General features: G+C 69.6%; 8 protein-coding genes and 1 pseudogene. 6 read left to right on the top strand and 3 right to left on the bottom strand.

Annotated features, from left to right (window positions below):
• Both B551_RS04370 and B551_RS04365 read right to left on the bottom strand, forming a co-directional pair.
• The coding region (locus tag B551_RS04370) for an MG2 domain-containing protein (RefSeq protein WP_023263552.1) at window positions 1-4,532 on the bottom strand (4,532 nt) is incomplete at its 3' end.
• 189 nt (window positions 4,533-4,721) lie between these two features.
• On the bottom strand, window positions 4,722-5,195 hold the full coding sequence (locus B551_RS04365; protein WP_006576707.1) for an Lrp/AsnC family transcriptional regulator: 474 nt from the start codon (window positions 5,193-5,195) through the stop codon (window positions 4,722-4,724).
• Window positions 5,196-5,390: 195 nt separating this feature from the next.
• Between B551_RS04365 and phhA the strand changes: the two genes are divergently transcribed.
• From phhA to B551_RS04345, 4 genes are all read left to right on the top strand, one after another.
• Entirely contained in the window at window positions 5,391-6,338 is a 948-nt protein-coding gene (gene phhA, locus B551_RS04360) for a phenylalanine 4-monooxygenase (protein ID WP_006576708.1), read from the top strand.
• Window positions 6,339-6,447: 109 nt separating this feature from the next.
• Window positions 6,448-6,765 carry a 4a-hydroxytetrahydrobiopterin dehydratase gene (locus B551_RS04355; RefSeq protein ID WP_043437326.1) on the top strand — a complete coding sequence of 106 codons (318 nt, stop codon included), beginning with the start codon at window positions 6,448-6,450 and terminating at the stop codon, window positions 6,763-6,765.
• A gap of 207 nt (window positions 6,766-6,972) precedes the next feature.
• Complete coding sequence (locus B551_RS04350) at window positions 6,973-7,677, top strand: response regulator transcription factor (RefSeq protein ID WP_023263551.1); 705 nt, start codon at window positions 6,973-6,975, stop codon at window positions 7,675-7,677.
• Window positions 7,678-7,801: 124 nt separating this feature from the next.
• Window positions 7,802-9,439: a sensor histidine kinase gene (locus B551_RS04345; RefSeq protein ID WP_023263550.1), complete on the top strand. Its 1,638-nt coding sequence runs from the start codon at window positions 7,802-7,804 to the stop codon at window positions 9,437-9,439.
• Between the two features lie 28 nt (window positions 9,440-9,467).
• Here the strand turns inward: B551_RS04345 and B551_RS04340 are convergent, their stop codons facing one another.
• Window positions 9,468-10,046 carry an SET domain-containing protein gene (locus B551_RS04340; RefSeq protein ID WP_043437328.1) on the bottom strand — a complete coding sequence of 193 codons (579 nt, stop codon included), beginning with the start codon at window positions 10,044-10,046 and terminating at the stop codon, window positions 9,468-9,470.
• Window positions 10,047-11,176: 1,130 nt separating this feature from the next.
• Here B551_RS04340 and B551_RS04335 point away from each other — a divergent pair.
• On the top strand, window positions 11,177-11,455 hold the full coding sequence (locus B551_RS04335; RefSeq protein WP_006579334.1) for an HU family DNA-binding protein: 279 nt from the start codon (window positions 11,177-11,179) through the stop codon (window positions 11,453-11,455).
• 188 nt (window positions 11,456-11,643) lie between these two features.
• A pseudogene (locus B551_RS26835) lies at window positions 11,644-11,989 on the top strand (hypothetical protein); the annotation flags it as partial.

The following is an 11,989-nucleotide window of genomic DNA, read 5'->3' as shown; positions in this document are numbered from 1 at the left end:
ATGCGGATGCGGTCCGACGCGGGTGCGCTGTCCTCGCTCTTGCCGTCGCCCTTGCGTTGTTCGGTGGCCGCGATTTCCCACTGCAGCTCGCTCTCGGTGACCGTGGGCTGGCCGCTCGCCTGCGCCAGCAGCGGTGCGACCACGTCCCAGCCGATCTCGCGCGCCTGTCCGGCCGGTACCGATACGGTCTGCGTGGGCACCGTTGCCGTCCCCGCGCCGGCTGCCGCCGCGTCGGATGCCGCCGCGTGGGATGCTGGATTGGCGGCCACGATGCCGGCCGCCACGCTGCGCGCGCCGACTTCCACCGTCATCGCGCGCGCCGTGGTATTGCGCAGCGTAAACATCGCGCGATAGCGGTCGCCCTCGCGCACCAGCGGCGGCAGGCCGGAAATCAGCTGCAGGTCCTGCGTCGCCGCCACGGTGGCGCTGCCGGTGCCGAAGCGGGCGACCCCGAGATCGGCGACCGCGACGATGCGAAAGCGCGTCAGCGAATCGTTCAGCGGCACCGTCAGCGCCGCCTTGCCGGCCGCGTCGAGCTGCACGCGCGGATTCCACAACAGCAGCGTGTCGAACAGCTCGCGCGTCGGATTCTTGCCGCCGCCGCCACCGGCCGGCACCGCCTTGCGGCCATAGTGGCGCCGCCCGACGATCTCCATCTGCGCGGTCGCGGTCTCGACACCGTAGCTGCGCCGCTGCAGCATCGCCTCGAGCAGGTTCCAGCTGGTGTTCGGCATCAGCTCGAGCAGCGCCTCGTCGACCGCGGCCAGCGCGACTTCGCCGTTGGCCGCCGGCTTACCGTCCGGCAGCGTGACCTGCACCGTCACCCGGGCCTGGCCGCGCACCGGGTAGCTGGCGCGGTCGGTGGCGACCTTGACGTCGAGCCGGTGCGCCTCGTTGCCAACGCGGATCTCGGCGAGTCCCAGCCGGAACGCCGGCCTGGACAGATCGACCAGCGGCGTCGGCGCGACGTATTCGCGTCCCTCGCTGCGGAAGGCGCGCCACCATTCGCGCGGCTCGCGCCAGCCCCAGGTGAAGAAGGAATACCAGGGCACCTCGTGCAGGCGTCCGCGCAGCGCCAGCACCGACACGTAGACGTTCGGTCCCCACTCGGGCTTGACCTTGACGCTGACGGTCGGGTCCTTGCCGGCCAGCGTCACCACGCTGGTCTCCAGGATGCCTTCGCGCTCGACCGCCACCAGCGCAGTGGCCTGGCGGAACGGCATCCGCACCTGGAAGCGCGCGGTATCGCCGGGCGCATAGGACGGCCGCTCGGGCAGCAGGTCGATGCGGTCGTGGTTCTCGCCGCCGAACCACAGCTCGCCCTGGCCGGTGACCCAGACGCTGGTGGCCGCCTCGGAGACGCGCCCCGCATCGTCGCGGGCGCGGGCGACCAGTTCGACCTCGCCGGTCTGTTCCAGCGTCACCGCGCACTGCATGCGGCCGCGCGTATCGGTCCTGGCCTCGCAGACCTTGCCCAGGTCGCGCACCTCGGTGCGGTTGTCGTAACGATAGAAGCCGCCGACCACGCGCTTGCGCGCCGACGTCGTGATGCGGGCGCGCGCATGGACCTCCATCGGCACGCCGGCGCGCGGCTTGCCGTCGATATCGAGCGCGATGCCCTGCACCGTGGCCTGGCGCTTGACCGCGACCCAGTCGTCGGCGCGAATGCCGGCCACCACCGCGGCCGGCCACAGTGGCAGCGTCTGCCGCAGCGTCTGGATCTCGCCATTGGGGTCGGCGAAGGCCGCCTCGACCAGCAGATCGCGCGGCGCGGTGACCGGCGGCAGCGTGTCCAGCGTCAGGCGGCCGCCGCCGTTGGCGTCCAGCGTCAGCGCGCGCTTGTCGGCGATCAGCGTCTGGCCGTCGTGCGGCGCGGTCTGGCCGGCGTCCTGGTCCTCTACCTCGTCGGATTCGTCGCGCTGCTCGTCCGGCGCGCGCGGCGCATCGAAGCTGTAGCCGGCGGCATCGGCAAAGCGCGGCACACGGTCGCGCAGCAGCGCGGACACCCGCACCGGCAAACCCGCCGCGGCGCCGCCGGACACGTAGTGGACCTCGACGTCCAGCGGCAGCGACTTCGGCGCGACCAGCGTCTGGGCGCCGCCCGTGGCCGCGGCGCGCACCGTGCCGGTCAGCACCGGCAGGCGGAAGGCCTCGACGCGGAAGGCGCCGCTGTCATGGCTGCGCTGGCGCGCGTCGGCCAGCTCGACCGTATAGCGGCCCAGCCTGGCGGCCGGCGGCAACGCGAAGCGGCTCTCGGCGCTGCGCCCGCCGGTGGCCGTGGTACGCCATTGCAGCGGCTGCTCGTAAGTCTGGCCGCTGCCCTCGTGGCGGATCACCAGCTTGTCGGGCAACTGTCCGGACTCCCCGCCCGGCGGCAGTGCGAAGCCGTTCGAGGTCTCGACGCGCAGGTAGTGCTTCATCGAGACGGTCTCGCCCGCCGACAGCAGCGTGCGGTCGAACACCGTATGCGCACGAACGGTCGGCGTGGGGCTGGTATCGGTCGGCACATGGAAGCGCCAGCTCTCGATGCCGCGGTTCCAGTCCGACATCACGAAGGCCATGTCGGCCTGGCCGCGCGCCTGCGGGTGCGCGGCGACGATGCGGGCCGACACGAAGTAGCCCGATAGCCCGGTGTCCTCGCAATAGCGGCCGGAACCGCTGGCGCCGTCGGCGCCGTCAGCGCCGAGCCGGCCGAAGCGCGCCACGCCGGCATCGTCGGTGCGCGCGGTGGCGATCAGCTTGCCGCGGCAATCGCGCACCGCGACATTGGCCTCGCGCACCGGCTTGGCGCCGTCGAGCGTGGTGACCCAGGCCATCGCGTTGTCGCGCCCGGCCTTGAAGTGGACGCCCAGATTGGTCACCAGCGCCGCGGTCCGCACATACATCGGCGCCGGCTTGCCCAGCAGCGCCGCGCCCAGGCTCGGCGAGGCGATCTCGACCACATGAAAGCCCGCTTCCGGCAGCGGAATGCCGACCACCTCGAACGGCCGGCTGGCGCCATCGCCGACGGAGGCCGGCACGGCCAGCTTGCGCACGCCCGGCACCCCGGCCAGCAGCGACACGGCACGCGTTTCGACCTGGGGCGCGTTGCGCGGAATGCGGGCCGCCGACGGCGGCTTGCCGGCGAGGATCGCGTCGAGCTCGGCGCGGGTCCAGCTGGTCTCGTGCATGCGCCGCACCAGCGCCAGCCAGCGCAGCACCGCGGCATCGTCGTCGACCCGTACCCGGCTGACCATACCGGCCTCGGCGCGCACGCCGAGCACTTTCAGTTCACGCTCGACATGGCGCAGCGTGACCGGCAGCAGCGGCGGGTAATTGGCCAACCCGTCGGCCAACCCGTCGGCCGGCTTGTCGGTTCGGCTCCTGGGCACCTCGCCGAAGCGCTCGATCACGCCGAACGGCGCCGCGGCGAACTTCGCGAGCGGCGGCATCGCTGCGGTCGCCACCCGCAGCGGAAACAGATCGGCGTTGCTCAAAGGGCGGCCGCTCTCGTCCTTCAGGGACGACGGCAGCTCGAGCGTCAGGTTCGCATTCTCGGCAAACGGCGGCTCGAAGCGCAGCGAAGTGACCGTGGCATCGGCCGCCAGGTTGGCCTCCAGCTTCGGCGCCACGGCCCCCGACGGCGTGCGCAGCACCACGGCTTCGGCCGCGCGGCGCGCGATCGGCGCCGAGAACTCCAGCGTGATCGGCCGCAGCGGCGTGCATGGTGCCTGCGCGTTTTCGCGCTCGCAGCTGAAGCTGGCGGTAAACGGCTCGCGCACCCGATATTCGAAGCGGCGCCCTTCCTTGCTGGCCAGGCCCGACGGCGTCGCAATGCCCGGCGCCAGCAGCAATTCCATCTTCGCGCCTGCCGGCAGCCGCTGCTGGCAGGCCAGCAGATGCACGCTGTCCGCGCCGCGCGGCTTCCAGCCCAGCGCCTTGAGCACCGCGTCGCGGTCCGCACCGGTCACCAGCCGCACCGGAATCATTTCGCCGACGCCCTGCGCCTGGCAGAACGCATGCTGACGCACCGAGTCTGGAGTGGCCGGGCCGTTGAAGCGCAGCGCGAAGACCTGGTCCTCCTCGATCTCGCCGCCGGAGGGGCGGCTGGACACCACGATCGGACCGCCGGTCTCGAAGCGGTATTCGGACTTGCCGCGATAGTCCTGGCCGGCCTGGCTCTTCAGGCCCGCGCGCAACCGGACCGTGCACGAGACGCCGGGCGGCAGGTCGCGGACGAAGTCGAACACCCAGTTGCGGTCGTCGACCCAGCGGCCTTCGCCGCCCAGATCCGCCGGCGCGGCGCCGGTACATTGGACGGCGGCCGGTGCGGTCGCGCGCAGGTCGCCCAGCGGCACCATCGACTGGTCGAAGCGCAGCGTGACCTGGCGGACCTTGGAGACCTGGCCTTCCGGCGAAACGCGGGTAAGTTGCGCCGCCAGCGCGGCGTGGGCGCCCAGCGCCAGCGAACAGGCCGCCACGACATGCGGAAACAGGCGCCGGCGGGCCGGTCCGCGGGCATCGGTCCTCGCCCTGTTCGGCGGGTCTTCCATCCCCGTTTTGCCCACGACGTCCTGTTCGCCTTCCCCGCCAAAGCCCGTGGCCCGGTCTCGCATCTCTCGTCCCTCTCCGCATGGTCGGCCCCGCTGCGGTGCATCAGCGGGCACCTGGCGAGAGTGACATGCGAGGCGTCCGCGCGCAAGCCGACCGACGGGTCGGCGCACGAGCCGCACGCACCGGGCCTAGCGCAGATGGGACAGCGGCAGCGCGCCTTCGCGTTTGAGCGCGGTCAGCACGATATTCGAGCGCACGCTTTCGACGCCCGGCACCCGCATCAGCTTGCGCATGGTGAAATCGGCCAGCGCCGGCAGGTCGGTGACGACGATGCGCAGCAGGTAGTCCGCCTCGCCGGCGACCGAGTAGCACTCCTGCACTTCCTCGAGCAGCAGGATCTCCTCCTTGAAGCGCTCGATCGCGGTGTCGCCGTGGTGGGCCAGCTTGACGCTGGTGAAGACCAGCACGCCCAGTCCCAGCGCGGGCGGCGACAGCACCACGCGGTAGCCGGCAATCACGCCCTCGGCCTCCAGCCGCGCAATGCGCCGGCCCACCTGGCTGGGCGACAGATGGACCTGCTCGGCCAGCTGCTGGTGGGTGCTGCGGCCGTCGGTCTGCAGCGCGGCCAGCAGGGCGAGATCGAAGTTGTCCAGACTCAGCATACAAAGATCCTGCATCGGTTTTGCGTTTTATGCAGATTACCCGCATCGGAACGGCAATCCAAGCCGTTTTTGCGGGCTCTTTGCAGCGCCATCTCGGTAGACTTTGCAGAAATCCCGCATGCACGACGACCCGCGTGCGGCAATATCGCAAACGAAACCGGGCCCGACCCGCACCGAATCGCCGGAGACAAGCAGATGGAAGCGATCCTCGACCAGACCCCAGAGCAGCAAGCCACGGCCAGCCCCGCCTTCACCGGCACGCTGACCGACAAGCTGAAGGAACAGTTCGAAGCCGGGCTGCTGTCCGACCCGGACCTGAACCCCGACTTCACGATCGCGCAGCCGCTGCACCGCTACACCTACGCCGACCACGCCGTCTGGCGCCAGCTGTATGCGCGCCAGGCGTCGATGCTGCGCGGCCGGGTCTGCGACGAGTTCCTGCGCGGCCTGGACACGCTGGGCATGGACGCCGACCGCGTACCCGACTTCGCCCGGCTGAACGACAAGCTGATGGCCGCCACCGGCTGGCAGGTGGTGGCGGTGCCGGGCCTGGTGCCCGACGAGGTCTTCTTCGAGCATCTGGCCAACCGGCGCTTCCCGGCCAGCTGGTGGATGCGCAAGCCCGAGCAGCTGGACTACCTGCAGGAGCCGGACTGCTTCCACGACGTGTTCGGCCATGTACCGCTGCTGATCAATCCGGTGTTCGCCGACTACATGCAGGCCTACGGCCAGGGCGGCCTGAAGGCTGCCGGCATGGGCGCGCTGGACATGCTGGCGCGGCTGTACTGGTACACCGTCGAGTTCGGCCTGATCCGCACGCCCGAGGGCCTGCGCATCTACGGCGCCGGCATCGTCTCGAGCCAGGGCGAGTCGATCTACAGCCTGGATTCGGCCAGCCCGAACCGGATCGGCTTCGACGTGCGCCGCATCATGCGGACCCGCTACCGCATCGACACCTTCCAGAAGACCTACTTCGTCATCGACAGCTTCGAACAGCTGTTCGACGCGACCCGCCCGGACTTCACGCCTCTGTACGCCGAGCTGCGCCAGCAGCCGACGCTGGGCGCGGGCGACATCGCCGATGGCGACCTGGTGCTGCAGGCGGGCAATCGCGAGGGCTGGGGCGACAGCGACGATATCTGACGCCGCCGCGTTTCCCGCTTTATGAAACAATGCCGGCATGTCCGACCGCGATGGTCGGGCGGGCCGGCTCTGCCTTGTTCCGATTCCCTCATTTACGGGCCTTGCCATCATGACCTCACCCGCTCTTTCCCCCTTGTCCGAACAGGAACGCGCGCCGCTGCTGGCGTCGCTGCCCGGGTGGAACGCGGTCCCCGACCGCGACGCGATCCACAAGCGCTTCACCTTCGCCGACTTCAACGCCGCCTTCGCCTTCATGACCCGCGTGGCGATGCAGGCCGAGAAGGCCGACCACCATCCCGAATGGTTCAACGTGTACAACCGCGTCGACATCACGCTGTCGACCCATGACGCCAACGGCCTGACCCAGCGCGATATCGACCTGGCCCGCTTCATCGAGCAGGCCGCGGCGACACTCGCCAGGCGCTGAACCGCCGGCGTACCGCAACGCCGATCCTGTTGTCCCCGGGACCCGCCGTGGTCCCGGATCGCAAGCCAATCGAAAGGAAGGCCCGCGCCACGCGCGGTACAATCGGCGGCCAGGCGGGGCCCCGGCACCCGAAGCGCGACGCCAGCCGCGCTCCCTCCGGCGCCCGCCACAGCATTCCCTGCCGAACCGTAGCCGAACCTTTCGCCCATGCGCATCCTGTTGATCGAAGACGACCGCCAGATCGCCAGCGGCGTCGAAGCTGGCCTGTTCCAGGCGGGCCACCAGGTGCGCGTCGTCCATGACGGGGTCTATGCCACCGAGCATCTGCTCAAGGAGCAGCACGACCTGGTGATCCTCGACCTGGGCCTGCCCGGCATCGACGGCATGACGCTGCTGTCGCGCTACCGCGCGCGCAACCGCACCACCCCGGTGCTGATCCTGACCGCGCGCGACGAACTCGAGGACAAGCTGTCCGGCCTGAACGCCGGCGCCGACGACTATCTGGTCAAACCCTTCGCCTTTCCCGAACTGGAGGCGCGCGTGCGCGTGCTGCTGCGCCGCAGCCAGCACGGCGAGGCGGCGCCCGACCGCGACGTGCGGCTGGGCCGGCTGCGGCTGTCGGGCAGCGACCGGCGCATGTTCCTCGACGGCAAGCCGCTGGAGTTGTCGCCGCGCGAGTTCGCGGTGCTGGAGCTGCTGCTGCAGCGGCAGGGGCGCGTCGTCAGCAAGGCCCAGCTGCAGGACCACCTGGCCACCTTCGCCCATCCGGCCGGCGATGGCGGCGACACCGTCGGCGATACCGCGATCGAGGTCTACGTCCATCGCGTGCGCAAGAAGCTCGAGGACAGCGACGTCGAGATCGTGACGGTACGCGGCTTCGGCTACCTGCTGCAAAGCCGCGGCCAGGCCTAGCGCGAGGCACGGCGTGCGGCGGCTCCAGGCGCCTCTGCGGAGCGCGCGCGGCGAGGGCCCATCCGGCGGCGCGGGCGGCCCGGGCGGTACCGGAGGGACAGGCCCGAGCGGCGGCCCCCAGCAGGTGCGCCTCGCTTCCACGCAAAGCCTGCGCATCCACCTGCTGCGCGCGCTGGCCACGCCGCTGTTCGCGCTGGTGCTCGCCAGCGGCTCGCTGTCCTACTGGCTCGCGGCCCACTACACCACGCAGGTGTTCGACCGCGCGCTGTACGGCGTCGCCAACAATATCGCGCAGCAGATCCGCATCGCCGGTCCCCGGCTCGAACACGATATCCCCGCGATCGCGCAGACCCTGGTCGAGGCCGAGGGCAGCGACCGCATCTACTGGCGCATCCACGGACCCGACGGGCTGATCGGCGGCATGGACACCTGGCTTGGCTACGGTACCGGCCAGACCACGCTGCACGACGCGCGGCTGTTCTACGCCTGGTTCAGCGGGCGGCAGGTACGGGCGGTGCGGCTGCCGGTGCATCTCGATCCGGTGCCGGCCGCGCCGGCCGATGGCGACATCGACGTTGCCGCGGACGTTGCCGCGAGCATCGCAAACAGCGTGGCCGCCAGCGCGGCGAACGGCGCGGCCAGTGTGCCGCAGGCCGCCGCCGCCCCCTCGCGCGGCCCGATCGTCGTCGAGGTCGCGGAACTGCTGGACCGGCGCGAGACCGCGGCCAACGAAATCCTGCTGTCGGTGTCGGTGCCGCTGATCCTGCTGCTGCTGGTCGGCAGCCTGATCCTGTCGCACGTGCTGAAGGAGGAGCTGGTGCCGCTGCAGATCCTGACCGACAAGCTGAACCGGCAGACCGCGCGCTCGCTGGCCTCGCTCGACGAGACCCAGGTACCGGCCGAGGTCGAGCCGCTGATCCGCGCGCTCAATGCGCTATTGGCACGGCTGCGCGACGCGCTCGACGCCCAGCGCAAGTTCATCGCCGACGCCGCCCACCAGCTGCGCACGCCGCTGACCGCGGTCAAGCTGCATGCCGACCGGGCGGTCGAGGCCGACAACGCCGAGGTGGCCCGCCACGCGCTGCGCGAGCTGCAATCGGCCGCGGACCGGGCGGTGCGGCTGTCGAATCAGCTGCTGTCGCTGGCGCGCGCCGAGCCCGGCCTGTCGCTGGAGCGGCTCGGACCGATCGAGCATTTCGACCTGGCCACGCTGGCCTTCGAGACCGGCGCCGAATGGGTGCCGCAGGCGCTGGCGCGCCATATCGACCTGGGCTTCGAAACGCTGCCGGGGCCGACCTTTACCGGCACCGCGCCGTCGATGGTGCGCGGCAACCGGCTGCTGCTGCGCGAGGCGCTGAACAATCTGATCGACAACGCGGTCAAGTACGTGCCGGCCGGCGGCCGGATCACCGTGCGCGCCGGCGGCGAGGCGATCGGCCATCGGGGCATGGCGGTGGTGATGGTCGAGGACAACGGGCCCGGCATTGCGCCGGCGCGGCGCGAGGAGGTGTTCAAGCGCTTCTTCCGCGGCGACCATGTTCCCGGACGCAGTCCCGAGGCCACGCCGGGCGGCGCCGGGCTGGGGCTGGCGATCGTGCACGAGATCATCAGCCTGCATCACGGCAGCATCAGCATCGAGGACGTGCCCGATACCGAATCCCAGCGCGAAACCCAACTCGAATCCCAGCGCGCCGACGGCACGGCACGCGCCAACATGCGCTTCGTGATCCGGATCCCGTGCGAGGCGCCGGGCGCAGGCTAAGGGCGCTGGCCCGCCCGGTGGCAAGACGTCAGCGCCGGTCCTTGGGCGCCAGCATGGTGCCGCGGCAGTTCGGGCTGCCGCAGCGGCACTCGAACTCCTTCTTCAGCTTCTTCGTATAGCGGGCGTCGATCACCAGCCCGTAGTCGTAGAACAGTTCCTCGCCCGGTTCGATATCGCGCAGCGCGTGGATGAACACGCGGCCCTTCTTCTCGCGCGCCTCGCAGTTCGGTTCGCAGGCATGGTTGATCCACCGCGAACGGTTGCCGCCAAACTTGGCGTCGAGCACGTCGCCGCCCTCGAGGCTGAAATAGAACGTGTGGTTCGGATCGTTCGGGTCGTGCGGGTGCCGGTCCAGCGCGGTCTCCCACGAGATCCGCTCGCCCTTGTATTCGATGATCCGTTCGCCGGCGGCGATCGGCGCGATCGCATAGACGCCCTTGCCGTGCACGCCGGACTGGCGGACCTCGATGCGGTCCTTGGCGGTCCTGGGCTTCTTGTCTTTTTCGGCCTTCTCGACCTTCTCCGCCTTTTGCGCCTTCGGGGCCTTGCCCGCCTTGTCGCTCTTTTCCCCCTTGCTGTCCTGCTTGCGCTTCGACTGTTCGGCCATATCCATCCTGTTTACCGTCGTTCGGTCTGTCTGCTGGTCGTGTGCCCGATGCCGGCGCATTGCCGGCCGGCGATGCGGGATGATACCCGCGCCGCGTGACGGTGCGTGGCGTATACCTGGCGCGCCCCGGCTCCGCCTGAACCCGCCTGAACCCGCCTGGCAGCGGCGGGCGATCGGTTAACGCAGCAACGTGCAAGAAGCGGTCCATCGGACGCACGCCATTCCCCGAGGTATACCACTCGCCAGGGGTCGCGACGGGGCCCGTTCTGTGGACAACCCCGCCTACTTCTGTGGATAAGCACGCGGGTTTGATGTGGGCCGCCTGGGGCTGGCATGGGGATGCCTCAGGCATAAGTCCTAGCCTGTTCGGCGGGCCCTCCACCAAACGGCGGAGTCATCCACCAGCCCCGGGATTTCGTCCCGATGGTTCTGCATTCGGTAAACCATTGATTCGACTGACGTATACTGACTTGTCCACAGAAGAGGGGTGGGTTTACCTACTACTACTATCCGTATACATCAAAAGAACTATCTAAACCAAAGGGACTACGTCCCCCTGTCGGCTGCGAAGAAAAACGGGAAAAACGACGTAAACCCTGCCGGCTGCGTTTACCTGCATCGGAAGGCGTATACCCGCGAGGCGTATACGGCCGGGCAAGGCCATGGTTCGAGTCGTGGTATACGCCTGAACCTTGAAAGCCGATTGCCGACAAACCCGCGTATACGGTCGGAACGCCACCCGGGACGCGCCCGCAACGCGACCAGAGGGCCTCAGAGCCCCTGGGAGCCGCCCAGAGGCCGGTTAACGCTCTGGACGGCACATGGCACCTCCCTGGCAGGCCGCGCCGCCACGGGGCGTATACGGCCGCGCAATCGGCGCGCAACCGGCCGCGCAAACGACCGGGTATACGGTTGCCTGCATGGCCGCGTATACCGCACGTAAACCGTTCCGATCCCCGCTCCCACCCCCGCAGGCCTTGTCCAGCCAAGGGTTGCTGTAACAATGTCGCGCGGGGACCGGCTGGCGTGACACGGTATGATGTGGCCCGCAGCGCCTTTTCCGGGGCCACGTCCGGCACACCGGGCGGGCGGGAGGCAATGTGTTTTTTCAACTCGATACGGAGTGAAGCATGACGAAAACCGAACTGATCGACGCGATCGCAGCGGGTGTGGATGGTCTGACCAAGGCCAAGGCCGAGCAGGCACTGAACGTGACGCTGAACGCCATCATGGACGCCGTCGCCAAGGGCGACACGCTGAGCCTGATCGGCTTTGGCACGTTCAGCCAGGGCGAGCGTGGCGAACGCATGGCCCGCAACCCGCGTACCGGCGAAGAAATCAAGGTCGAAGCCGCCAAGACGGTCAAGTTCAAGGCCGGCCAGAAGTTCAAGGACGCCGTCAATCAGTAAGCTGTCGGGCGGTACCGACCAGCCCGGTTCTACATGGTCCCGCCGTGCCACCGCCTGACGCCGCAAGGCGAGCGTGGGGCACTGGGCGGGAAATGTTATCCACAGCGCAGCCGCCAGGCTTTTCCCCGTTTTTCCACCGGCATCGGCCCCCGGGCCGTGCGGCGCCCGAAGCGGCGTCGCGATGCCTCGTGCGGCATGCCGGTTCGGCGTTCCTTGCCGCGTTTTTCCGCGTTTTTTCCGCCTTCCGCGGGCCTTCCAGCGCCATTGCGCGCCCATCCCTCGTCGTAGCCCGCCGTTTTCAGGTCATGCCGATGCGCGCCTTGCCACCCGGATTTCCACAGCGTTATTCACATCGTTTCTCACATGATTTTCCACAGCGCCTGGCAGGTTTACCGGCGGCTGTGTCGACCGCGCTGCGCGGTCGTGTTTCGGCGCTGGCCGGCACGGTTGCCGCCTGCCTGCTGAGCGCCTGCGCCGTGCAGCCGCCCTCGCCGCCACCCACCGCGCGGCCCCAGGCGGCGCCGTTGCCGCAGG

It is taken from the genome of Cupriavidus sp. HPC(L), from assembly GCF_000307735.3.
Lineage (GTDB): Bacteria > Pseudomonadota > Gammaproteobacteria > Burkholderiales > Burkholderiaceae > Cupriavidus.
The sequence above is the reverse complement of the archived record's forward strand: the minus strand, read 5'-3'. Positions and strand labels throughout refer to the sequence as shown.